General features: G+C 67.4%; 20 protein-coding genes. 11 read left to right on the top strand and 9 right to left on the bottom strand.

Going from position 1 to position 24343, the window contains the following annotated elements; genetic code table 11:
- Nucleotides 1–2: 2 nt before the first annotated feature.
- Together AC3WTE_RS26260 and lipE are read left to right on the top strand one after the other, a co-directional pair.
- Nucleotides 3–485, top strand: coding sequence for a peroxynitrite isomerase (locus AC3WTE_RS26260; RefSeq protein ID WP_492442273.1), 483 nt, complete (start codon nt 3–5; stop codon nt 483–485).
- Nucleotides 482–1726, top strand: coding sequence for a lipase LipE (gene lipE / locus AC3WTE_RS26265; RefSeq protein ID WP_492442275.1), 1245 nt, complete (start codon nt 482–484; stop codon nt 1724–1726). Before AC3WTE_RS26260 ends, lipE begins: the two co-directional genes overlap by 4 nt.
- Before the next feature lies 1 nt (nt 1727).
- Here lipE and AC3WTE_RS26270 read toward each other — a convergent pair whose 3' ends face one another.
- Nucleotides 1728–2147 carry an SRPBCC family protein gene (locus AC3WTE_RS26270; RefSeq protein ID WP_459367554.1) on the bottom strand — a complete coding sequence of 140 codons (420 nt, stop codon included), beginning with the start codon at nt 2145–2147 and terminating at the stop codon, nt 1728–1730.
- Nucleotides 2148–2196: 49 nt separating this feature from the next.
- On the opposite strand from AC3WTE_RS26270, the gene AC3WTE_RS26275 reads away from it, so the two are divergent.
- Entirely contained in the window at nt 2197–3741 is a 1545-nt protein-coding gene (locus AC3WTE_RS26275) for an acyl-CoA carboxylase subunit beta (protein WP_492442396.1), read from the top strand.
- An 84-nt stretch (nt 3742–3825) separates the two neighbouring features.
- Here AC3WTE_RS26275 and AC3WTE_RS26280 read toward each other — a convergent pair whose 3' ends face one another.
- The gene (locus AC3WTE_RS26280) at nt 3826–4926 is read right to left on the bottom strand and encodes an FAD-dependent oxidoreductase (RefSeq protein ID WP_492442277.1); all 1101 of its coding nucleotides are present in this window, start codon (nt 4924–4926) and stop codon (nt 3826–3828) included.
- Nucleotide 4927: 1 nt separating this feature from the next.
- Nucleotides 4928–5719, bottom strand: coding sequence for an SDR family NAD(P)-dependent oxidoreductase (locus AC3WTE_RS26285; protein WP_459367557.1), 792 nt, complete (start codon nt 5717–5719; stop codon nt 4928–4930).
- A gap of 96 nt (nt 5720–5815) precedes the next feature.
- On the opposite strand from AC3WTE_RS26285, the gene AC3WTE_RS26290 reads away from it, so the two are divergent.
- On the top strand, nt 5816–6709 hold the full coding sequence (locus tag AC3WTE_RS26290) for a hypothetical protein (protein ID WP_492442279.1): 894 nt from the start codon (nt 5816–5818) through the stop codon (nt 6707–6709).
- On the opposite strand, the gene AC3WTE_RS26295 is transcribed toward AC3WTE_RS26290, so the two are convergent.
- Entirely contained in the window at nt 6706–7440 is a 735-nt protein-coding gene (locus AC3WTE_RS26295) for an Rv3717 family N-acetylmuramoyl-L-alanine amidase (RefSeq protein WP_492442398.1), read from the bottom strand. The genes AC3WTE_RS26290 and AC3WTE_RS26295 overlap by 4 nt on opposite strands.
- A 333-nt stretch (nt 7441–7773) precedes the next feature.
- Between AC3WTE_RS26295 and AC3WTE_RS26300 the strand changes: the two genes are divergently transcribed.
- Nucleotides 7774–9543, top strand: a complete 1770-nt coding sequence (locus AC3WTE_RS26300; RefSeq protein WP_492442400.1) for a CocE/NonD family hydrolase — start codon at nt 7774–7776, stop codon at nt 9541–9543.
- Here the strand turns inward: AC3WTE_RS26300 and AC3WTE_RS26305 are convergent.
- The gene (locus AC3WTE_RS26305) at nt 9540–10703 is read right to left on the bottom strand and encodes a sulfotransferase family protein (RefSeq protein ID WP_492442402.1); all 1164 of its coding nucleotides are present in this window, start codon (nt 10701–10703) and stop codon (nt 9540–9542) included. The two genes, AC3WTE_RS26300 and AC3WTE_RS26305, sit on opposite strands and share 4 nt — an antisense overlap.
- A 108-nt stretch (nt 10704–10811) precedes the next feature.
- Between AC3WTE_RS26305 and AC3WTE_RS26310 the strand changes: the two genes are divergently transcribed.
- Entirely contained in the window at nt 10812–11387 is a 576-nt protein-coding gene (locus AC3WTE_RS26310; RefSeq protein ID WP_492442404.1) for a TetR/AcrR family transcriptional regulator, read from the top strand.
- Nucleotides 11384–12484 carry a DUF1214 domain-containing protein gene (locus AC3WTE_RS26315; protein WP_492442281.1) on the top strand — a complete coding sequence of 367 codons (1101 nt, stop codon included), beginning with the start codon at nt 11384–11386 and terminating at the stop codon, nt 12482–12484. Before AC3WTE_RS26310 ends, AC3WTE_RS26315 begins: the two co-directional genes overlap by 4 nt.
- Before the next feature lie 16 nt (nt 12485–12500).
- Here the strand turns inward: AC3WTE_RS26315 and hrpA are convergent, their stop codons facing one another.
- A complete protein-coding gene (gene hrpA / locus AC3WTE_RS26320) occupies nt 12501–16430 on the bottom strand; it encodes an ATP-dependent RNA helicase HrpA (RefSeq protein WP_492442283.1) in 3930 nt (1309 codons plus the stop codon).
- A gap of 19 nt (nt 16431–16449) precedes the next feature.
- Nucleotides 16450–17052, bottom strand: a complete 603-nt coding sequence (locus AC3WTE_RS26325) for a TetR/AcrR family transcriptional regulator (RefSeq protein ID WP_492442285.1) — start codon at nt 17050–17052, stop codon at nt 16450–16452.
- Nucleotides 17053–17135: 83 nt separating this feature from the next.
- On the opposite strand from AC3WTE_RS26325, the gene AC3WTE_RS26330 reads away from it, so the two are divergent.
- A complete protein-coding gene (locus tag AC3WTE_RS26330) occupies nt 17136–18365 on the top strand; it encodes an acyl-CoA dehydrogenase family protein (RefSeq protein WP_492442287.1) in 1230 nt (409 codons plus the stop codon).
- A gap of 48 nt (nt 18366–18413) precedes the next feature.
- Here AC3WTE_RS26330 and AC3WTE_RS26335 read toward each other — a convergent pair whose 3' ends face one another.
- Nucleotides 18414–19307, bottom strand: a complete 894-nt coding sequence (locus AC3WTE_RS26335) for a mycobacterial-type methylenetetrahydrofolate reductase (protein ID WP_492442289.1) — start codon at nt 19305–19307, stop codon at nt 18414–18416.
- A gap of 155 nt (nt 19308–19462) precedes the next feature.
- Between AC3WTE_RS26335 and AC3WTE_RS26340 the strand changes: the two genes are divergently transcribed.
- Entirely contained in the window at nt 19463–20224 is a 762-nt protein-coding gene (locus tag AC3WTE_RS26340; protein WP_492442291.1) for an alpha/beta hydrolase family protein, read from the top strand.
- On the opposite strand, the gene AC3WTE_RS26345 is transcribed toward AC3WTE_RS26340, so the two are convergent.
- The gene (locus tag AC3WTE_RS26345; RefSeq protein WP_492442292.1) at nt 20217–21881 is read right to left on the bottom strand and encodes an alpha-keto acid decarboxylase family protein; all 1665 of its coding nucleotides are present in this window, start codon (nt 21879–21881) and stop codon (nt 20217–20219) included. The two genes, AC3WTE_RS26340 and AC3WTE_RS26345, sit on opposite strands and share 8 nt — an antisense overlap.
- A gap of 150 nt (nt 21882–22031) precedes the next feature.
- On the opposite strand from AC3WTE_RS26345, the gene AC3WTE_RS26350 reads away from it, so the two are divergent.
- Both AC3WTE_RS26350 and AC3WTE_RS26355 read left to right on the top strand, forming a co-directional pair.
- Nucleotides 22032–22643, top strand: coding sequence for a TetR/AcrR family transcriptional regulator (locus AC3WTE_RS26350; protein WP_492442294.1), 612 nt, complete (start codon nt 22032–22034; stop codon nt 22641–22643).
- A gap of 80 nt (nt 22644–22723) precedes the next feature.
- The gene (locus tag AC3WTE_RS26355) at nt 22724–24337 is read left to right on the top strand and encodes an FAD-dependent monooxygenase (protein ID WP_492442296.1); all 1614 of its coding nucleotides are present in this window, start codon (nt 22724–22726) and stop codon (nt 24335–24337) included.
- Nucleotides 24338–24343 lie beyond the last annotated feature (6 nt).

Genomic DNA, 24343 nt, shown 5'->3' on the forward strand with positions numbered 1-24343 from the left:
ATATGCCTGATCTGCACCCTGACATCGCGGTCCTGGCCCCGCTGCTGGGCACCTGGGCCGGCACCGGCTCCGGCGAGTACCCGACCATCGCCTCGTTCGACTACCTCGAAGAGGTCACGTTCAGCCACGTCGGCAAGCCATTCCTGGCCTACAGCCAGAAGACCCGCGCCGCTGAGGACGGCCGTCCCCTGCACGCCGAGACCGGCTACCTTCGGGCCCCCGCGCCCGGTCGCATCGAGTGGGTGCTGGCGCATCCCACCGGCATCACCGAGACCCTGCAGGGCACCCTCAGCACCGACGGCGAGTTCGTGCTGGACCTGTCCACCACTGACATCGGACGCACCGACTCCGCGAAAGAGGTTGACGCCCTTCGTCGTTGGTACCGGCTCGACGGAGACACGTTGAGCTACAACGTCCGGATGGCCGCCGTGGGCGTCCCGTTGCGCCACCACCTCGCGGCTGTGCTGCATCGGAAGGACGCATGACGGAACCCCAGACCGGCCGCATCCGGCTCCCCGCCGACCTGGACTCGGTGACGGCCACCGGCACAGAAGACCACACCGACGTCGATCCGCAAGCGGTGGAACGGATTTGGCAGACGGCGCGACACTGGTACGCCGCCGGCATGCACCCGGCAATCCAGGTCTGTCTGCGGCAGAACGGCCGGGTGGTGCTCAACCGCGCCATCGGTCATGGCTGGGGCAACGGGCCCGACGATCCGGTTGACGCCGAGAAGATCCCGGTCGGCGTCGACACCCCGTTCTGCGTGTATTCAGCCGCGAAGGCGATCAGCACGACCGTGGTGCACATGCTCGTCGAGCGCGGCGAGCTCGACCTGGACGCCCGCGTCTGCGACTACCTGCCGACGTACACCAGCCACGGCAAGGACCGCACCACCGTGCGGCACGTCGTCACCCACAGCGCCGGGGTTCCGCTGGCCACCGGGCCGCGGCCCGACCTCAAGCGGATGAACGACAGTGAATACGCCCGCGAGATGCTCGGGAATCTGCGGCCGATCTACCGGCCGGGCCTGATGCACATGTACCACGGCCTCACCTGGGGACCGCTGATCCGCGAAATCGTCTCGGCCGCAACGGGTCGCAGCATCCGCGACATCCTGGCCACCGAGATCCTCCACCCGCTGGGATTCCGCTGGACCAATTACGGCGTTGCGCCGGAAGACGTTCCGCTGGTCGCGCCGAGCCACGTCACCGGCAAGCCGCTGCCCGCACCGATGGCGGCGGCGTTCAAGAAAGCTGTCGGCGGAACCCCGAACCAGATCATCCCGTTCAGCAACACGCCGGACTTCCTGACCAGTGTGGTGCCGTCGTCGAGCACGGTCTCCAACGCCGTCGAACTGTCCCGCTTCGCCGAGATGCTCTGTCGCGGCGGGGAACTCGACGGCGTTCGGGTGCTACGTGCGGAAACTCTGCGCGCAGCGACCGCCCCGTGCCGACGGTTGCGCCCCGACATCGCCGTCGGGCTCCAGCCGATGCGCTGGGGCACGGGATACATGTTGGGCTCCAAGCGATTCGGCCCGTTCGGCCGGGGCGCTCCCGAGGCCTTCGGCCACACCGGGCTGACCAACATCGCAGTATGGGCCGACCCGGCCCGGAACCTTGCCGCCGCGGTGGTCAGCAGCGGCAAGCCCGGCGGTCATCCCGAGGCGAACCGGTACCCGGCGCTGCTCGACGCGATCGCCGAGCAGCTCCCGGTTACCTCGTAACTCAGGCCTTCGACGCGGCCTTGGCGAACAGTCGCAGCAGGACCTGGTTGATGGCCGTCAGCGCCAGCTTCACCGGAGGGAAGGACGCGGTCGAGTTCAGCGTGTAGTCGATGCGGGTGCCCGAGCCCTCGGCGGTCAGGCGCACCTCACCCGAGTAGCCCGGGAACGGCACGCCGGAACGGGCCTTGTAGCCGAACACATGGGGCGCGTCGAACGTCACGACCTCTTCGACGATCGCCGGAGCCGGTCCGGGCGCCGAAATACGCCGGACGGCGCCCAGGCCATTCGGCGCCGGGGTGCCGGGCTGGTCGATGGTCACGCTGATGCCCGGGCCCCAGTTCGCCATGCCTTCGTGGTCGATCAGGGTCGCCCAGACCACGTCGATCGGGCGGGCAACGGTGGTGGTTGCGGTCGATTGCATGGACCGATCATGCCGCACCGCCACCCGCGACGCCTGGCAGGCTGTCCTCATGCCCGACGAAGCGTTGCGCGACGACCACACCGAGCTCCTGCGCCGCCGTGCGCTGACCGAGGACGCCGCCCGGCCGGACGCCGTACAGCGGCGGCATGACGCCGGCGGGCGGACGGCTCGGGAGAACATCCAGGACCTGGTCGATGCCGGCAGCTTCGTCGAATACGGGCGCTTCGCGATCGCCGCACAGCGGGCGCGCCGGGAGCTCGACGACCTGATCGCCCGCACCCCGGCCGACGGCCTCGTGGCCGGCACCGCCCACGTCGACGGCCGGCCCTGCGCGGTGCTGTCCTACGACTACACCGTGCTCGCCGGCACGCAGGGCGCGCTCGGGCACCTCAAGAAGGATCGGCTGTTCGAACTGATCGAGCGGATGAAGTTGCCGACGGTGTTCTTCGCCGAGGGCGGCGGTGGGCGCCCCGGCGACACCGACCATCCCACGGTGTCGTCACTGGACGTCCGCGCCTTCGCGTTGTGGGCCGGCTTGTCCGGCGTGGTGCCGCGGATCGCGGTGGTCAAGGGCCGCTGTTTCGCGGGCAATGCCGTGATCGCGGGCTGTTCGGATTTGATCGTCGCGACCGAGGACACCTCGATCGGCATGGGTGGTCCGGCGATGATCGCCGGCGGCGGCCTCGGTGACATTGCACCCGATGCCGTCGGCCCGCTCTCGGTGCAGGCACCCAACGGCGTGGTCGACGTGGTGGTAGCGGACGAGGCCGCGGCAGTGTCAGTGGCCCGGCAACTGCTCGGCTATTTCCACGGACCAACCACACCCGGCACCGCACCAGACCAAAACGCCTTGCGCACAATTGTTCCCGAGCGCGCCCGGCGGGCCTACCACGTCGCACCGATCATCGAGACGCTCGCCGACGAAGGCTCCGTCACCTTTTTGCGGCAGAAGTTCGCGCCCGAATTGGTGACCGCGCTGGCCCGCATCGAGGGCCGGCCGGTCGGGATTCTGGCCAACAACACCATGGTCATGGCCGGCGCCATCACTGCCGCGGCATCCGACAAGGCGGCCCGGTTCCTGCAACTCTGCGACGCTTTCGGGATTCCCGTGGTGTCTCTGGTCGACTGCCCGGGCTTCATGGTGGGCCCCGCAGCCGAGGCCGAAGCACTGGTGCGCCGCGGGTCGCGGCTGTTGGTCGCCGGTGCGGCATTGCGGGTCCCGCTCATCGCGGTGATCCTCCGTCGCGGTTACGGCCTTGGCGCACAGGCGATGTGCGGTGGCAGCCTGCATGAACCGCTGCTGACGGTGGCGTGGCCGGGGGCACATCTCGGACCTATGGGACTCGAGGGCGCGGTACGACTCGGGCTGCGCAAGGAACTCGAAGCCATCGCCGACGACGACGCCCGCGAGCAAGCGGTGCGGGACGCTACGGCGGCCGCGCAAGCCAATGCCGCGGCGCTCAATGCGGCGTCCATGTTCGAGATCGACGACGTCATCGACCCCGCAGAAACCCGGTCCCTGATCGCCGCGACGCTGGCGACGGCCGAGCCCGCAGGGCTGCCCCCGCGCCGCGGCTTTGTCGATACCTGGTGAGTTCCGTTGACCCTGAAGTGAGGGCGCAAAAGCGCGAGTAGCGGGCGCCGTACCTACAGGCTCAACGGCAGTAGGCCCCGGCCGTCAATCCCGCACACCCCGGTACAGCTGGCGGCGCACGACGAACCGCTGCAGCACCCGGTCGACCGTCCACGCCGGGAACCGGACCGCCTGCCCCCACGGGGTGAACACCTCCAGCCCGTCGGGCTGCGGGCCGAGCACCGAACCCCAACGCACAGCCGGCGGCCGGTAGCGGCGCAACTTCCGAGACTTCATCTGCGCCAAGATGTTTCGGGCCACGAGTGCGCCACCACCGTTACGTGCTGATGTCCGCAGCGGATCAGTGGCCGCAACGTCGCCGACCGCGAAGACAGCCGGGTACCCGGGCACCGTCAGTGCCGGCGTGACCCGGACGAAGCCGTCGGCGTCGAGTATCTCGGGCGGCAGCCATCCGGTGTTCGGCTGCACACGCCCGACCGCCCACAGCGCCGCATCGACTACAGCGTCCGGTTGCCCGGTGCTGAATTCGATTGGGCCGGTCGTTATCTCGTCACCGCCGGGAGGCAGGATCGCGCGGTGGCCGAGGTGCTGCCGGACGCCCAACTCCGCCAGCCGCTGCGCGACGCGTACCTGAGTTCCCACGTGATATCCCGGAAGTATCCGGGCACCGGGAAAATACAAGTCGATCACCTTGTCCGGCCAGGTGCGGGCTAAGTTCCCGGCGCTGCTCACCGCGGTGGCGCCGCCGCCCACCACGGCGATGCGCTGTGCACCGGCCAGCCGCTCGTGGGTGTCCTTCAAATCCGCGGCGACGTCATCTGCCGTCTGCAGCGTCGGCCGGCGCCAGAATCCATTGGTGGTTCCGGTCGAGATCACCAGCACATCGAATGGCTCGGCGGTCTCGGTTCCGTCGGCCGTCACGACAGTGACGGTGCGGGCATCGAGGTCGGCACTCGTCAAGGCGCCGTGCATGATTCGCACGCGATCCAGGCCACGAAACCGTCGGTAACCGATGAAATAGTCCCGCGCCCAGGCGTCCGGCCGCGAGATGCGCATGCCGAGTTCCTGACCGCTGACCAGGCCGTCCTTGACCGAGATGCCGACGACGTCCGCGTGCGGCGCCAGGCGGACAGCGGCGAGGATGCCGCTGTCCCCCAGCCCGGCGATGACGATGCGCTTGCGCAAGTCAGGGCAGGATCGAGTCGACGTAGCCACCGTCGGCGCGCACCGCGGCGCCGGTGGTTGCCGAGGACTGTGGCGAACTGAGATAGACCACCATGTTCGCGATCTCCTCGGGCTCAATCAGTCTGCGCAGCAACGATTGTGGTCGGTACTTGATCATGAACTCCCGCTGCGCCTCGTCCCACGGCAAGTTCTTGTCGACCAGCTGATAGACGAAGTCTTCGACACCTCCCGTGTGGGTCGGCCCGGCGATCACCGAGTTCACCGTCACGCCCGTACCGGCCGCGTCCTTGGCGAAGCCGCGGGTCACCGCCAGCAGCGCGGTCTTCGACGTGCCGTAGTGGATCATCTCTTCCGGAATGACGATCGCCGAGTCACTGGCGATCTGGATCATGCGGCCCCAGCCACGTTCGGTCATCCCGGGCAGATAGGTACGAATAAGCCGTACGGCCGACAGCACGTTCACCTCGAAGTAGGTGCGCCACTGCTCGTCGGTGATCTCCCGGGCCGGGACCGATCCGAAGATGCCGAGATTGTTCACAAGGATGTCGACATCCGGAAGTTGTTGTGTGAGTTGCGATACGCCTTCGGCGGTGGTGACGTCCGCGGCGACGCCGATGACGTTGGCTATGCCCTTGCCGGCCAGCTCGGCGACGGCCGCCTGCACGCGTTCCTCGCTGCGCCCGTTCACGGCCACGCGCGCACCGCTGGCACCCAGCCCCTCGGCGATGGCCAGTCCGATGCCTTGAGTGGACCCGGTGACCAGTGCGGTTTTGCCGGTCAGATCAATGTGCACAGTCAGCCTCCAATGATTTCACGGGTCGAAGCAACGCTAGCCGCCGGAAAAACATTTCAGTAGCGTCTGCGTCGAGCCGTCCGAACGGGGAGCGTCGTGACCGAACTGCTGGTGCTGCACATCGCCAAGCGCGAGATCCTTGCTGTGTCCCTCGACGGTTCTCGCGTGCGGACGCTGGTGACCGACGTCGACGAGACGCCCGACGGGATCGTCGTCGACCAGGCTGAAGGCCATATCTACTGGACCAACATGGGGACGCCCGACCCGGACTCCGGACGCGGTGCCTTCTCGACGTTCTTCACCCGCAACGGATCGCTGGAGCGCGTGAATCTGGACGGATCGGACCGACGGACCATCGTCCCGCGGGGTGCGTTCACCACGGGCAAGCAGCTGACCGCAGATTTCGACGCGGGGTTGCTCTACTGGTGCGACCGCGAAGGCATGCAGGTGCTGCGGTGCCGGTTGGACGGTTCCCGCCTCGAGACGCTGGTGGTGGCGGGTACCGACGAGCAGGATCCGCGCAATCACTGCGTAGGCATCGCCGTCGACCCGGTCAACAAGCTGGTCTATTGGACACAGAAGGGCGCGCCCGATGGCGGCCAGGGCCGAATCTTCCGGTGCGGCACCGAAATTCCGTCTGGGCAGACGGCCGCCGACCGCCATGACATCGAGCTGCTGTGGCAGGACCTGCCCGAGCCCATCGACCTCGATCTGGACAATTCCGGGAACCTGGTCTGGACGGACCGCGGCGCCGAGCCGGACGGCAACACGCTCAATCGCGGTCAGGTCCGGCCCGTGGTCGGGGCGCACACGATCCTGTCCCGCGGGTATCAGGAAGCAATCGGCCTGGCCACGCCCGAGTACACGACGTACTACGTGAGCGAACTGCGCTCCGGCGGCATCCGGGTGGTCGATCTCGCCGGCGGGACCGACCGCGAGCTGGCGCGACTGGGCCCGGGCGTCACCGGGATCGCGCTGGCCGAGCTCTAGCTGCCCTGGATGAACGCGGCGATGCCCTGGCAGATGGCATTCGCGTAGGTCTGCCACCCCTCCATGGTGGCCATCGCGGCGGCCTCCTGCGCGTTCTTCATGTTGCCGCACTCGACCAGAATCGACGGGTACTGAGCGAGGTTCAGGCCCGTCAGGTCGGCCCGGCCGTAGAGGCCGTTGCTACCGATGTAGGTCGCCGGTGTCAGCCCCGCTGCCACCATCCGGTCGCGCATGATCTGGGCGAACTTCACCGATGGCCCGGCCTGGACCTGATTCAACGGTGGCGCCGAGTAGTTGACGTGAAAACCGTGGCCGCCGGCAGGGCCGCCGTCGGCGTGGACCGAGACGACCGCATTCGGTCGCAGGGAATTCGCCATTTCCGCCCGCTGATCGACACACGGCCCCAAGGCATTGTCGTTGCTGCGGGACAGGTGCACCTGAACCCCGGCATTCGCCAATTGCTGCTGCATCAGCAGCACCACGTTCCAGGTGAACGAGTGTTCGGGGAAACCCGCAGCCGTGGACGTTCCACTGGTCTGGCAATCCTTGGTACCGCCCCGGCCGGTGGGCACCTGCTTGGTGATCGACGCGTCATTGGCCCCGTTGTGACCGGGGTCGAGGAACACGACGGCACCCGAGAGGCCGGCCGCCTTCGCCATCGGCGCGGTGAGCGAGGACACCACAGCAGGCATGCCGACCAGAACCGGTGCTGCCGCAGCCATTCTCAGCATGCGCCGGCGCGAGATGCAGCCGACGCCCTTGGCCTCGTCAGTTCTTTCACACGGACTACTGGTCACTGATCGGATGCTACGGACCAACCCTGGGAACACCGCCGAGCACCCAGACACGTTTCCGTCACGAAGCAATAACTTCTTTCGGGTTCGGCGTACGGTCGAGGCGTGGAGACGAATGTCGAGACACCAGGGATGGGCGCACGGATCAAGGCGATAGCGGGTTGGGCCGCCGCCCGCACGCGAAAGACCAGCCCATCGCCACTACTGCCGCCCTGGGAAGCCCCGCCTGCGCAGTACGGCGTCGGTGTCCACCACAACGTGGCCGTACCGATGAGCGACGGCATCTCGCTGCGGGTCGATATCCATTACCCGACCGACCTCGCGACCGGCGAGCCCGCCACCGGTCCCTTCCCCGTGCTGCTGTCGATGACGCCCTACGGCAAGAAGGCGCCCCCACCGGCCGCCCAGATCGGCGGCGGCGCAACGCCGTATCTGATCCGTCGTGGCTACATCGAGGTAATGGTCGACGTGCGGGGCACCGGCGTGTCGGGCGGTTCCTTCGCAATGCTGGGGTCCGAGCAGGTTCAGGACGGCGTCGACCTGGTGAATTGGGCTGCTTCCCTGCCCAATTCGAATGGCCGCGTCGGCATGTTCGGGATTTCCTACCTGGCCATCAACCAACTCATGACGGCGGCTGCGGTGGGCCCTGGCTCGCCGCTGAAGGCGATCTTCCCGGCGATGGCAGCCAACGACTTCTATCGCGACGTCGTCACCATGGGCGGCGTCCCGCATATGCGTACGGTGCGCGCCTATGGGGCCACGTACTCGCTGCTGAACGTGGTCAACCCGGCACTGGAGTTCGCACATCGCGGCGGTCATGAAAGGCCAAGAGCCGGCGGCATTTCCGCCGTGCGGCAACGCGGCCGTGATCAGCGCAGCTACTTCAAGGGCCTGATCAAAGACGCGATGGCCGGCGGTGACACCGCCTTTGACGGCGCGTTCTGGGACACCATGCGTCCGGCCGACGTGCTGCCGAAGATCGTCGAGAACGGCATCGCGGTGTTTCTGGTGGCCGGATGGCATGACGCGTTCCAGCGGGGTGCGCCACTGAACTACGCCGCGCTGCAGAACACCTTCGCCGGCCGTCCCGCCGGCGCTGCCATGACGGCCGACCAGCCCGTCTCCGACAAGTTCCAGCTGATGGCCGGCCCCTGGTACCACGTCTCGGATCTCGACGGGCAGCATCTGCAAGCTCTGCAGTTGCGCTGGTTCAACCGTTGGCTCAAAGACGATGAGACCGCGTCCGTCACCGGTCAGCCCGTGCGCTTCCAGGCCATCGGGAGTTCAAAGTGGTTCCGCACCAATGCCTATCCGTTCCCCGAAGCCACGCCGACCCGCCTCTATCTCGGCCTGGGCGGCGGCCTGCATACCACGCCGTCCGCGCAGGAGTCGACCGCCACGCTGCAATACCTGTCTCGCGGACCGGTTTCCGGGCGCAGCCTGGAGCAGTGGAGCCTCGGCATGGGCAGTTTCATGGTCTCGCAGACGGGCCGCAGCGTCCGGTACGACCAGGACAACACCCGGCTGCAGCGCGACGCGCTGACCTACACCAGCGAGGCGTTCGCCACCGCGCAGTTGCTGGCCGGGCCCGTCGGGCTGACCATCTTCGCCACCGCCGACCGCAGTGAAACCCTATGGGTCGCACACCTCGACGACCTCTCCCTGGAGGGCATCAGTCGTCCGCTGACGCAAGGGGCGCTACTCGGTTCGCACCGGGCGCTCGATCCCGAGGCCAGCTGGCTGTTGCCCGACGGCGCCGCGCTCCGGCCGCAGCACCTCAGCACCAAATCGGCGGCCGAGCCCGTCGTGCCCGGCGAGCTGACCCGCTACGACATCGAGGTTTTCCCCACGGCCGCGCTCCTCGCCCCGGGCCACCGGTTGCGGCTGACGCTGACGACCTACGACTTCCCGCATCTGGTGCCGACCCGACCGCAGCGGACGGCGCTGGCAGGCGGAACCTACCGGCTTTCCCAAGGGGGCGTGCACGCGTCACATCTCGTGGTGCCGTTGGCCGACCCGGCGACCATGGAGCAGCCCTAGCTCAAGAACCGCCGCGTGTAGGGCGCAAAACGGGCTTTCAGGTCGTCCGGGTCGAGTCCGAACATCGCGCACGACGTCTCCACCCGGCCCAGCCGGCCGCGCTGGTGGCCGGCCAGATAGTCCGCCATCGCACTGCGCTCAGTGTCCGAAAGCGGTTCCTCCGCAAGGGCGAACACGCTCTCCGCCGTGCCGAGATCGTCGGCCATGAAGTCGTCGAAGCGGATGTCGATGGACCGATCCCGGCCGATGATCTCGCGATCACGGACCAGTCCGGCGAGCATGTGCTCCAGCCGCTGCACCCAGTAGGCCGCGATGTGCTCGACCGGAACCGGGCTGCGGTGCATGCGTGCCGAGTAGGTGATCATCGCGATCATCGAAAGCACCACCGGAACCGGATCGCGGTGCGTGAAAACACCGACCACGCCGGGCAATTCGGCGTTCAGCACCGGTAGCTGTTCGAGATGCTGTGGCGACTTGAGCAACCAGCGGCGGCCGCCGCGCAGGAACTGCAAGGCTTTGAGCTGGGTCACCATGTGCCGGTAATGCGGCGTCTGATCGTGCGACTCGTAGTAGTCACGCCACGCCGGCACGTCCGCCAACGTCTCGAAGTACATCGTGGAGAAGTCGTTGGCCAGCAACTGGATTTCCTCGTGCACATGGTCGGTGGTCATCTCGTGCATCAGCGGAAAATGCGGGATGACGATGTTCATCACGTTGACCGCGACATCCATCCGGGTCCGCCGGGGGTCCGGCTCCACGCCGACCTCGGATGGCAGGGGGAACGGCTCCACCGCCTCCCAATATGGCAGCGTCCGGAAGGTCCCGGCGGCAGCCAGCAGATTGTGCAGGTGAGTTGTCCCGGTGCGGGGCAACCCGACAATCACGACTGGCGGCAGCAATTCGATGTCTTGAATCTCGGGATGCCGCTTCAACAAATCAGTGAGCAGCAGCCGGTTCTTCAAGAGCTGCAGCAGCTGGCCGTAGAAGTTGACGACGCCGGGGCCGTTGAAACCGTCGATCTGCCGCAGCGCGCCCAGCAGCACGTCCAGGCGTTCCCGGTAGTCGTCGGCACCGAAGTCATCGAGACCCGTGTCGGCGCTTGCCTTGGCGTGCAGCGCGTCCGCGTCGAGGGGACAGTCCGCCGCCATCATCGCCATCATGTCGCGGAGCTGCTGCGCCTCGGCCGTGAAGGTGGGAGCGGCCAGGTCGTCGAGCCGCACAACGTCTGTGGTGTCAGTCACACTAATTATGTTACTATGAGTTTCGTAATGGTGAAAGAACTTGGACGCCCCCGTGATTCGCGCATCGACAACGCAGCCCTGGCCGCCACCGCCGAACTGCTCGGCGAGGTCGGTTATGCCGCACTGTCGGTGGACGCCATCGCCCAGCAGGCCGGCACCAGCAAGCCGGCGATCTACCGGCGCTGGCCGAGCAAGGCTCACTTGGTCCACGAGGCCGTGTTCCCGGCCGGCATCGCCACGGACCTGCCGGACACCGGATCACTGGCCGGCGACGTGCGGGCGATGGTCCGCGGCACCATCGCGGTCCTCAGCACCCCGGCGGCCCGCGCCGCACTGCCGGGACTGCTTGGCGAGATGACCGCTGACGCCACCCTGCACAGCGCCCTCCTCGAACGCTTCGCCGACGCACTGGGCCCCGAGTTACACGCCCGCCTCGATGCCGCTGCCGCACGCGGCGAACTCCGTTCCGGCGTCACCGCCGCCGACCTCACCGAGACCATCACCGGCATCGCCTTGCTCGCCGCCCTCACCCGCAGCGATACCCCCGACGACGACTGGATCGACCGCAACACCACAATGATTCTGAAAGGTATTGGCGCATGACCGAATCCGCTGCCGCATGGCGGGAACTCCTCGACACTCTCCGAGACCTCGACAAGTCCTTCCTGGAGGGCCCCCGTGCGGTCACCGACGACAGGCAGATCGCGGACGGTTACCGGATGCTCGCGACCGGACTCGGCGTGGCCCTGGACTGCTACCTGTTCCCGGAGCCGGGGCGGCCACAGTTCGTCGCGGTCAACACCCCGACGCGGCACGACCGCCGCTGGGGCGGCGACAACACCGACGCGTACTACCACATGTGTCCGGTCGACCCGGAGCGCAAATACCGGATCTTCGGCAACAAGGGCGACAGTGTCTATCTCTCGCTGACCGCGTACAACGAGCCCTCCCCCGGAGCCTGGTCCAACCACGTCGTGGCGATAATCCGCGACACCGACATCGAATTCGATGCCGACGGCAACTTCTCCTTCGAGCTCGGCCCCCTGCCCGAGGCGGCCGTCTTCCTGACCCGCGACTACCAGGCCGACCCGACAACGGGACGTCCTGTCACCTGGCACATCGAGGCGCTAGATCCACCAGAACCGTTCCGGCACAGTGACGCCGCGACCGCTGCCGCGCTACGGTCCAGCGCCACCTGGATCCGCACACTGTTCGCCATCATGCCGATGCCGGTCGGCACCCGGGCGGTCGATGAGGCCAGCCTCGGACATGAAACCGCCCATCTGGCCAACGAATTCGCCGCGCCCTACCAGGTGCCGGACGCCAACTTCGGCTGGTCGGCACGCGACGCATGCTATTCCTATGGCAGCTTCGTCCTGGCCGACGACGAAGCTCTGGTCATCACGCACCGTCCGCCGGCCTGTCGCTTCTGGAACCTGGTGGTGTGGAACCAGTTCATGGCCACGCCGGGCGCCAGCGACGCCCGCAGCTCACTCAACGGCTACAGTGCGGTGCCCAACTCGGATGGCACCGTCACCGTCGTGCTGTCTCGGGGTACCAACGCGCACCCGAATTCGCTTACCACGCTGGACTATCCGCAGGGCAACCTGGCGTTCCGCTGGTTCCTGACGGATCAGGTACCGGACCGTCCCGAAGTCCAGCTGGTGAAGATCGCCGACGCCCCCACCTCTCCGTCCTGAGCGATTCGTGCACAAATCACGGGATGATGGCGTCGATGGCCCGGTAGATTCGTTGCTCGCTGACCGGCCGCGGGGTACCCAGCTGCTGGGCCCAGAGGCTGACGCGCAGCTCCTCGATCTGCCGGGCGATGTCCCGGACGTCTTCACCTTGGCAGCGCAGCGGTGAAAGCGCCTGCCGTAGTTCGTCGTACGCGTCTTCGACGGCATGGACGCGGTCCATTCGTTCGCGGTCGGCGGCAAGTGCTTGGGGCAGTCGCTCTAAACGTCGGCCTACCGCGGTCAGGTATCGGGTCAGGTCGGCCAAGTGGGCCACCCCCGTCGTTGCGACGAACCCGACAGGCAACAGGCGGCCCAACTGCGCGCGAATGTCAGCGACCGCATCGGCCTGGAGCGCAGAAGGCCTGTCGGGCAACGCAACCTGTGCCGCATGTGCCGCGGTCAGCACGCGCTCGACGCGGCCGACCACGTCGAGTGTCGTCGGTACCAGCTTGGCCGCGACAGCGGCCCGCAATGACCCGAATTCAGCAGCGGTCCACACAGGCTTGGGCGCCAACACCCGCACCGCGGCGTCGGCGCAGTCTTCGAGCAGCGCCGCCAAGCTGCCGTCCGGATTGGTCGACAGCGCGAGGCGCGCCCGGGGATTGAGCCCGCGCTCGGCAGCCTTGACCGGTGACGGCGCAGCGAGCCTCAGCAACCGCCGCAGCCCCGGCCCCATGGCCGCGGCCTGCTCCGCCACTGTCGGGAACACCCGGATATCTACCGCTGCACCGGTATCCACGAACGCCGGGAATCCACGCACGGTGTGACCACCGGACGAACTCTCCACGGTGCGGGGCAGCTCCGCGAGGTCATCGGGCCAGGCCAACATGGCGGTGCGCTGCAGATCGCCCGCGACCGCTCCGGCGACCGCCTGGCGTACGGAGCCGGCCAGCTTGTCGTGCAGCGCGCCCAGGTCCTTGCCGCGCGCCACCTCGGCCCCGCCTTTCTCGACCGCGAAGGTGACCCGCAGGTGGTCCGGAATCTTGCTCAGGTCGAAGGTATCGATCGGTACCAGAATGCCGCTGCGCCTGCGTAGTTCACGCTGCAGCTCCTCCAGTAGCGAGCCGTCTCCGGGATCGAGATCCGGCAACACCGCCCGCGCCGTATCGGGTGCGGGCACGAAATTGCGACGCAGCTCCTTGGGCAGGGACTTGATCAGCGCCGTGACCAGCTCCTCGCGCAGCGCGGGTACCTGCCACGCGAATCCGTCGCCGCCGAGCCTGGCCAGCACCTCGACCGGAACGTGCACTGTCACACCGTCATCGGCGGCGCCGGGCTCGAACCGGTAGCTCAACGGCAGGGACAGGTCACCGGTCTGCCAGGTGTCGGGCTGATCAGTGTCGGTGTCCGTGCGCAGCAGGTCGTCGCGCGTCATGGTCAGCAGGTCCGGCATCATGTGCCGCTGCTTTTTCCACCAGGCGTCGAAATGCCGTGCCGACACCGCACTTTCGGGTACCCGCTGGTCGTAGAAGGCGTAGACCTCGTCGTCGCCGGCGAGGAGGTCGCGGCGCCGCGCGCGCTCTTCCAGCTCTTCCAGTTCGGCCCGCAGTCGGGTGTTGTCCCGGAAGAAGTGGTGCCGGGTCTGCCAGTCGCCCTCGACCAACGCGTGTCGGATGAACAGCTCACGCGCGACCACGGGGTCAACCTGTGCGTACCCGACCCGCCGGCGTGGCACCAGCGGCAAGCCATAGAGCGTCACCCGTTCGAACGCCATGACGGCGCCGCGGCGGGCATCCCAGTGCGGCTCACTGAAGGTGCGCTGCAACAGATCTCCGGCGACCCGCTCAACGGTCTCGGGTTCGATGCGGGCGGCGATGCGGCCGAACAGCCGGCTGGTCTCCACCAGATCGGCGACGACGATCCACCGCGGCGGCTTCTTGGTCAGCACCGAACCCGGCGCCAGCACGAACCTCGAGTTCCGGGCGCCCTGATAGTCGCGCGTCTCGCCCTCGCGCAAGCCGATGTGCGACAGCAGACCCGCGGCCAGTGCGGTGTGGACACGCAGCGCATCGGCGTCGTCGCCCGACTCGCGGATGCCGAGATCCGCGGCGATGCTGCGCAATTGGCCAACCAGGTCCTGCCATTCCCGAATCCGGAGATAGTGCAGGAACTCGTCGCGGCACATCCGGCGGAAGGCACTGCCGGACAACTGGTTCCGCTGCTCACGCAGGTAGTTCCACAGGTTCAGGTAGGACACGAAGTCCGAATGTTCGTCTGCGAATCGCGCGTGCTTCTGCCGGGCGGCCTCTTCCCGGTCCGACGGCCGCTCCCGAGGATCGGGGATCGACAGTGCGGCAGCCAGGATCAGAACTTCGCGCACGCAGCCTTCGGTGTCGGCCTGCAGGATCATCCGGCCGACGCGCGGGTCCAACGGCAGCCGGGCCAACCGACGTCCGACGTCGGTGATGGCGCCCTTGGCATCGAAAGCGCCCAGTTCCTGGAGCAATTGGATGCCGTCGCGGATGCTGCGCGCGTCCGGCGGATCTAAAAATGGAAACGCCGCGGGCCCCTCCATGTCACCCAGTCCCAGGGCTGCCATCTGCAGGATGACCGCGCCGAGGTTGGTGCGCAGGATTTCCGGATCGGTGTAGCGCGGCCGCGCCGCGAAATCCTCTTCCGAGTACAACCTGATACACACACCGGGCGCGGTACGTCCCGACCGGCCCGACCGCTGCGCCGCCGACGCCTGCGAGATCGGTTCGATCGGCAGCCGCTGCACCTTGGTGCGCCGGCTGTACCGCGAGATGCGCGCGGTGCCCGGGTCGACGACGTACCGGATGCCCGGCACGGTCAGGGATGTCTCGGCGACATTGGTTGCCAGCACAATCCGGCGCGGGCCCCCAGGTTTGGCGTTGAAGACCTTCTGCTGGTCGGCGGTGGGCAGCCGGGCGTACAGCGGCAGGATCTCCGTCGGGAACGTGTCGCCGGATAGCGCGTCACGCAATGCCTCTGCGGTGTCGCGGATTTCGCGTTCGCCGGACAGGAACACCAGCACGTCGCCGGCCGGTTCGGCTTCCAGTTCGCGCACCGCGTCGACGATGGCCTCGGTCTGGTCCCGCGTCTCGGTGCGCACGATTTCGTGATCCGGGTCGTCGGGATCGTCCGTGTCGTCCGCCACGACGGGGACTTCCAAAGGCCGGTACCGGATTTCAACCGGATAGGTGCGGCCCGACACTTCGACGATCGGGGCGTCGAAACTGCGCCCATGTTCGACTCCGCCGAAGTGTTTGGCGAACCGCTCCGGCTCGATGGTCGCCGATGTGACGATGACCTTCAGATCGGGGCGCCGCGGCAACAACTCGCGCAGATACCCGAGCAGGAAGTCGATGTTGAGGCTGCGTTCGTGCGCCTCGTCGAGGATCAGGGTGTCGTACCGCAGCAGCCGGCGGTCCCGCTGAATCTCGGCGAGCAGAATGCCGTCGGTCATCAGTTTGACCAGGGTGGAGTCGCTGGCCTGATCGGTGAACCGCACCGTATAGCCGATGGCGCCGCCCAGCGCGGTGCCCGTTTCGTCGGCGATGCGTTGTGCCACCGTCCGCGCTGCCAACCGCCGTGGCTGGGTGTGGCCGATGGTGCCACGAATACCGCGGCCGAGTTCCAGGCAGATCTTGGGCAGCTGCGTCGTTTTCCCGGACCCGGTCTCGCCGGCGACGATCACCACTTGGTTGTCCCTGATGGCCTGGGCGATCTCGGCGCGGCGGTCGGTCACCGGCAGATCGGGATAGGTGATGGTGGGTACGGCCGCGAGGCGGCTCGCGATGACACCTTCGGCCGCCGCGATCTGTTCGGCGATCTTCTCCGGGTTGTCGCCGCGGAGGTTCTTCAGCCGACGGCCCAGCCGCGCGGCGTCTCGGATGGTCAGACCATCCAGACGATCACGCAGTTCGCGCTGCTGTTGGTCGGACACTGGTCCCAGGATAGGCGGTCTACTCGCCCACCAGCACCTTGGCTGCGAGGGCGACCCAGTCCTGGAGATGCGGGTCCCGCAACGCGTTGCGGCGATCGAAGGCGTAGGTCAGGGCGACGCCACGCATGCTGGTGTTGAGCGTTTCCCGGACGCGGGCGTAGTCCGGATGTTGATTGAGCGGCGCGCCGAACATGGCGTCGGTCACCGTGCGCACCTGCTTGTAGAGCACGCGTTCCTGCTGCTCGAGGCTGGTCCGAAGTTCGGGGTTGTGCCGTGCGGCCAGCCACAACTCGGTCGCCGCCCAGAAGTAGTCCTGCTGATAGGTCGACCACATCGACGTCACGGCCGCGCGAATGCGCTCGTGCGGATCGTCCGGCCACGCCGTCCGCGTACTCATTTCGTTGAATCGCGCTTCGGCAAGGTGTTGGACGGCCGCCACGAGTAGCGCGTCCCGCGAAGGAAATTGGTGCAACAGGCTGCCCCGACTGACCTCGGCCATCTCCTGGATGCGCAGCGTCGAGGTCCCGGCGTAGCCGTGCTCGACGAGCGCACGGACGGCGGCGTCCAGGATGCGCTCCTGCACCGCGATGCCGCGGCGTTGCGCACGTCGGGGTTGCGTCATCATCGAATCATAAACTAGTCAGTGTTGACTAGTTTAGCCGGATTTGCCTACGCTCTGCCGCAACAACTCGCAGGAGGATGCGCATGGACACCGACTCCATAACCAGGACCGCCGATCGCATGTGGCATGACGTGTTCCTGCCCGACGACGTGCAGCACGTCCGCGCGATGGCGCGCGACGCGGTTGCGACGCACCTGGCGCCGGTGGCGCGCGAGATCGCGCAGCGTGAGGAGTCCGTCGACTCGTTCCCCTGGAGCGCGTTCAAGGGCCTTGCCGGCGCCGGTTGTTTCGCGGTGCCGTTCGAGCAGCCGTTCGGCGCGGGCCTGCAGCACCCGATGCTGGCGACGTGCATCGTCACCGAGGAAATCGCCTACGAGAGCTCAAGTTTGGCCGGCGTGTACGACGGTCAGTGCATCCTCAATGCCCGCGCGCTCTCGTTCGCCCAGCCCCACATCCGCGAACAGGTGCTCCCTGGCCTCATCAGCGGCGACGCCGTCTTCGCCTTCGCGACAACCGAACCCGACGCATCGAGCGATCTGACGCCGACTGCGCTGAAAACCGTCGCCACCCGAACGCCAACTGGATTCACCGTCAACGGACGCAAACGCTGGATCACCAATTCGACTGTGGCCGACTGGGTTTGCGTCCTGTGCCGCGACGGCGACACCGGCAACGCGACCATGCTGCTGGTCGACATGCACAGCCCCGGCGTCCACGTGGGTGAACCGGATCTGAAGATGGGCCACCGCGGCCAGATCACCGCCGACATCGTTTTCGACAACGTCGCGGTACCGTCAGACCACGCACTCGGCGAGCCCGGCCGGGGTCTGGCCACGGCGTTGGCGTCGTTGGCCGCGGGGCGCCTCGGCATCGCGGCGGCCGGGGTCGGTGTCGCGCAGATCGCCCTCGATCTGGCGGTGGCCCGGCTTCGGAGCCGAGAACTGTTCGGCCGCAAGCTCGGCGAGATGCAGTACTGGCAGTACAAGTTGGCCGAGAGGGCCACCGAGCTCGAAGCCGCGCGCTCGATGTACCAGAAGGCGGCCGTCCGCCTCGACCGCGGCGATCGGTCCGGCGAGCCGGAAGCGTCGATGGCGAAGTCCTACGCCACCCGCCTGGCCAACGATCTCGCCCGCGATGCCCTTCAAATCCATGGCGGCTATGGGTTCGCCCGGCGCGTATCGGCGACCGGCGAGAGCTACCGGCTCGAAGAGATCTACCGCGACGCCAAAATCCTGGAGATTTTCGAGGGCGCCAACGAGGTGCTGCAGTGGGTCATCGCCCGCCAACTGATCGGCCGCGACATCACGGGGTGAGCAAGAGCCCGGCGAATCCCGCCGGCGCGGGCGACGTCGGTGCGAAACTCAGGCCCGATCCGGCGCCCAGTAAGCGAGCATCTCGGCAAAGGTCTCGAACGCCGGCTTGGACACCCCGTACGCGGCTTCCAGGTGGATGCTCAGCGGAAAGCCGAGCTCACCGACGCCGTCGATGACGCGCTTGTACAGGTCGAGCATCAGCGCACGCTTGGCCGCCGGCTCCTCGCCGGCCAGCCGCGCCACGAACTCCTGCTCGGCGGCGACCAACGGATTCCCGGCGTCCTGGATCAGCCAATTGATCAGGCCGACCTTCGACTCCATCTTCGGTACGAAGCCGAACGACAGCAGGATCTCGGGGCGATGCTCGGTGGTTGCGGCGAACTCCTTCAGGAAGCCCACGATCGCATCGGAGTAGAGCAACTGGGTCATGCCGTAGGTGGCGCCCTTGTCGCACTTGAAGTTGAAGCGCCCGTGCTCGCCGTCACGGGTCGGGATCAGGATGACGCCGCGGTTGGGGACCTGATCGCGGTAGATCGTCAACGCGTCGGTCGGGGCCACGCCGGCTCCCTCGCCATCGCTCATGGTGCGCGGGACCCCGACGAAAGCGATGCCGTCGAATTCTGCGTCCTGCAGAACCTTGAGCCGCCTCGACAGGGCGTCCTCGTCGAGGAACGACGTCACCTGGGTGCACAGTCCGCGCATGCCCGGCAGCTCGGGCTTCATCAATTGCCAGAAGTCGAGGACATCCATCTTCGGCTTCATCTCGATGGGACGGTCGCCGTCCTCCTCGATCATCCCGGGGATCATCACGTGCCGGATGCGGCCCTCGAGGCCGACGGCCGCAGCGGTGAGCAGCACCTTGTGCGCCTCGTCGACCGCAAACTGGGGGCCACGCTCAATATTGGGCGGAACCAGTTCGAAGGCGATGGTGTTCAGGGTCACGACTCTGCTCCGGATCTCAGGACTACATACGGGGCGCAGGCGTCACTGACCGCTACGACCCGCAGGTCGCGTTTCCCGTGAAACCTCCACCTTACCGATGGCCACCAGCAAAGAATCGGCCACGTCCGGCTTGCCGCACGTGGTAAACCCTTCGCGTGGCTGAACGCGTCAAGTTCCAGAGTTCCACCGGCCCCATGCTCGCCGGCATCATCGACCTACCCGAGGGCACCCCGCGCGGGTGGGGCGTGTTCTCGCACGGCTTCACCCTCGGCAAGGACTCCCCCGCCGCGGCACGCATCTGCAAGCAGCTGGCCTCCGACGGCATCGGGATGCTCCGCTTCGACGCCATCGGCCTGGGCGACTCCGAGGGCCACTGGGGCGACGGCTCCTTCACTCACAAGACCAATGACGTCATCGAGGCGTGCAAGTTCATGACCGAGCGCGGCACGCCGTCGGCGTTGTTGGTGGGCCACTCGTTCGGCGGGGCCTCGGTCCTGGCGGGGGCACGGCAGGCGCCCGGGGTCCGGGCGGTCGTCACCGTCGGAGCCCCCATCGATCCGTCGCATGTGGAAAAGCAGTACGACGACATCCTCGACTGCGTGCTGGCGAACGGCAGCGCGCAGTGGATGGTCGGCGGGCGCGAGCTGACCCTCAAGCGCGACTTCGTGGAGGACGTCCGCGCGGCCAAGCTGCACGCCAAGATCAAGGAACTACACCTGCCGCTGCTCATCATGCACTCACCCACCGACAACACGGTGGGCATCGAGAATGCGAGCGAGATCTTCCGGACCGCCCGCCACCCGCGCAGCTTCGTGTCGTTGGAGGGCACCGAACACCTGCTCACCGGGCCCGGGCAGGCCAAGCGGGCGGGGCGCATCATCGGTGCCTGGGCCGACGCCTACGTGGGCCCTAAGTAGTTTCGTTCGCTTTGGCGATCGCCGCGGCCAATTCCTCCAGCAGCGGCGGCACATCCTCTGCGGTCACCACGGCTTCGATGAAGACGAGATCGTCGGGATGCGCTGTGGCATCGGCCAACGCGGCGTCCAACTCGCCGCAGGTTGTCACCCGATGGGACAACGAGTTTCGTACGCCGAACGCCGCCGGGATATCGCGCCAGCGCCAGCTCACGATGTCGTTGTAGGGCGCGGTGGGACCGTGGATCGCCCGTTCGACGGTGTAGCCGTCGTTGTTCACGAGGATCACCACCGCGGGCACCCCCTCGCGGCCGAACTGGCCGAGTTCCTGGATGGTCAACTGCGCGGCACCGTCGCCGATCAGCAACACGGGACGACGGTCTCGCGCCGCCAATCCCGCACCGAGCGCGGCCGGCAGCGTATAGCCGATGGACGCCCACAGCGGCTGACCGATGAACGCCACTCCGCTGGGCAGCCGGTGGCGGGCCATGCCGTAGTACGACGTGCCCTGCTCGGCCAAGACGACGTTGCCCGGGGTGAGCGCCCCGCAGACCTTGTCCCACAACGCTCTTTGGGTGAGCAACTGGTCCGGCACGAGCTCCGGGCCAGGCGCGTCGGGCCTGGGCTGGGACACCGCCGGTGACCGGGTGGGCCGCGACTGCAGGATGCCGGTGATCGCCTCGAGTGCCGCCGACATGTCCAGTGGTGCAAAGACTTCGCCGGCGACGGTGCTCTGGTTGGGCCCGACGTCGATGGTCCGGGCCGGATCGATCTGTTGCGTGAACGAGGCGCTGACCATGTCGGTGAACTGCACACCAGCGGTGACCAGCACCGGCGCGTCTTCGATGGCCCGGCGGACCGACTCCTGGCTGGAGGTACCGGCGTAGATGCCGAGGAATTCCGGGGCGGACTCGTCGACCAGGCTCTTGCCCCACATGAGGGTGGCGTGTGGGACGACGTCGGCCGCCAGTAGCGCCTCGAGTTGCGGGACGGCTTCGAGCCGGTGCACCAGCAGGTCGGCCAGCACGGTCAGTTGGTGGTCGCCGATGAGTCGGGCAGCAGCCGCGGTGAACAACGACAGGGCTCGCGGGCTGGTGCCGCTGGTGTATCGCGGCAGTGGCCCGGTCGGGGGTTCGACCGGGAACCGGGCGACGTCCGTGGCCAGCATCAGGTAGCCGGGCAGCTTGCGCTCGTGCACCTCGGACAGCACCCGGTCGATCTCCCGGGTAGCGGTGGCCGGCAGGAGTTTGGCTTGCGCGCAGGTGATTTCGCGGGCCATGCGGAGGAAATGGTCGAAGTCGCCGTCACCGAGCGAGTGGTGGATCACCCGGCGGGAACCTTGGACATCGATGGACGGGGTGCCGACGACGTGCACCACCGGGACGTGCTCGGCGTAGCTGCCTGCGATCGCGTTGGCCGCGGAGAGCTCTCCGACGCCGAACGTGGTGATGAGCGCCGCCATGCCCCGCAGCCGGCCGTAGCCGTCGGCGGCGTAGCCGGCGTTGAGTTCGTTGGCACTGCCGACCCACCGGACATCCCGGTGCGCGATCACATGGTCGAGCAACTCCAGGTTGAAATCACCTGGCACACCGAAAATCTCGGTGACACCGAGTTCAGCCAGCCGGTCCAGCAGGTAGTCACCGACGGTGTATTCGGGCATGCCGGCCTCCTGAGGTCGCTGGTACGGCGATGGTATCGGCGATGGCCGCCGATGTCGGCCCGACAGGGCCTTGAGAGATCACTGACACAGCCGAGGACGCGCTCTACAGTTGCGGAACCAGTTGGTTCCACACACGCGAGGAGCACACCCATGCCGGCCAGTCGAACGCCCAAGCGTGCCGCCGGGCGCTGGAATCCGGCACTCGAGGGCACCATCCTCGACGCGACACTGGCAGTCGTCACCGAACTGGGCTACGACCGGATGACGATGGATGACGTCGCGGCCCGCGCCGGAGTCGGCAAGGCGGCGATCTACCGGCGCTGGTCGTCGAAGGGCGAGGTGGTCGCGCAGGCCATCGCGCACTGGCGCCGCTCGCTCGGCCCGGCACCGGCTCCCGATACCGGCTCGTTGCGCGGCGACCTGGACGCGCTGGTGGCAGCGGTTCCGGACTACAACGTCGAGGAAATCAACATGTTTCGTGTGGTGGTCGGCGTGGCGACGGCGGCGATGCACGACCCTGGCCTGTCGGCGGCTCTCGACGATCTGGTGCTCAGCGTGCCGCGCCAGGTACTGCGATCGGTCCTGGAGCGCGCAGTGGCCCGCGGCGAGATCTCAGCCACCAGGGACCTGACGCTGCTGCCCGACGCGGTCCTCGGCCTCAACATTCTGCGAATGATCTCCGGGCGTCCCATCGACCGCATCTACGTGCGCCGCGTGTTGGACGACGTGGTGTTGCCCCTGGCCGCCGCTTCGCCGGGCTGACAATCGGGGCTTGCGCACGATGGCCCGCCGTGTCACTGTTGAATGGAACTGCCTAGTTCCATTCAACGTGGGGAGGTCGGATGGCAACCCAACACACGCCCGTACTGATCGCCGGCGCCGGGGCAGCTGGACTGGCCACCGCCGCGCTGCTGGCCAAACACGGCGTCGAATCCCTGGTCATCGAGAAACGGCGGGAAGTCTTCCGCTATCCGAAAGCGCGGAACCTGAGTTTTCGCACCTTGGAGGTGTTGCGTGGGCTCGGCTTGGCCGAGGAGGTGCACGCCGTCGGCGCCGCCACCCCCGACATGGTGGTCAAACCAGCGCTGAACAGCCCCGAGCAGTTACCTGCCATCGATATCGCCGCCATCTTCGCCGGGCTGGACGGACTGAGCCCCGAGCCTGTCATCCAGTACTGCCCACAGAGTCGGCTGGAACCAATCCTGGTGCGCCACATCAGGAATCATCGCGGCGAAGTGCGGTACGGAACCGAGTTGGCAGCACTCGACCAAGATGCGACCGGCGTCAGTTCCGTGGTGCGCGACATCGACTCCGGGGCGACGACCTCGATCCGCAGTGACTACCTCGTCGCCGCCGACGGTGTGCACAGCCACCTTCGCGACGTCCTCGGCATCAGTACCTCCGGCCGCGATGCTCTGCCCATCTACGTGGTGTTCGTCTACTTCCGGGGCCCGTGGCAACGATTCGTCCCACACCTCGGTGACGGCGCCAGCGTCCAAGTGAAAAACGCTGACGTGGACGGCATCTTCGTGCCCGCGGACGGCGACCTGTGCGTCTTCATCACCACCTACTTCCCACACCGCGGGCAGTCGGCCGCCGAGTTCACCGAACAACACTGCCGGGACCTGATTCTGGCGGCGGTCGGAGAGCCGATCGACATCGACATCATCGACATCACACCCTGGCAGCCGTACCAACGGGTTGCCGACTCGTTCGCGTGCGGGCGCACTTTCTTCGTCGGCGACGCTGCCCACGCGATGCCGCCCTTCCGGGCCGGTGGGGCCAACGTCGCGGTCCAGAGCGCCGACAACCTGGCTTGGAAACTGGCTGCGGTACTACACGGCCAGGCCGGTCCCGAACTGCTCGCCACCTATCACGACGAGCGCCATCCCGTCGGGGCCTTCAGCAGCCGGCAATCCCTGACCGGACCGATACTCGATCTTCTCGACATCGGCTCCTATCCCCGCCTCGAAACCGATGCAGAGCAACCGATGTTCGCCCTGCTGGTGGGCTACCAGTACCAGTCCGCGGCCGTCGTCTCCGACACCGCCCCGGCCGGCGCATCCCCGGCCCTCGTCACCGAGTTGCGCGGGCAGGCGGGCACCCGGGTTCCACACATCTGGCTGCAGTGCGGACGCGTCTCCACGTTGGATCTCGTCGGCACCGGATTCACCCTGTTGACCACGGACAGCAGCGGCACGTGGGCCAAGGCCGCCCCGGACACTGTTGTCGTACAAGCTATTTCAGCTGATGACCGGGCTGCGTGGCTCGCCGCGACCGGCCTGCAACCCTCGGGTGCGCTGCTCGTCAGGCCAGACGCCTTCATCGCGTGGCGTGCCGAGGCCCTGCCTCCCGATCCGCCGGGTGAGCTGGCCCGGGTGTTGCAGACCGTCCTGGCCGGCGGGCAGGGTGATCTTTGCCGGCCGCAGCTGATCCCGGGGTGGCAATCACGTTGAACATCA

Source organism: Mycobacterium sp. FW102-FHT13B02, assembly GCF_058790275.1.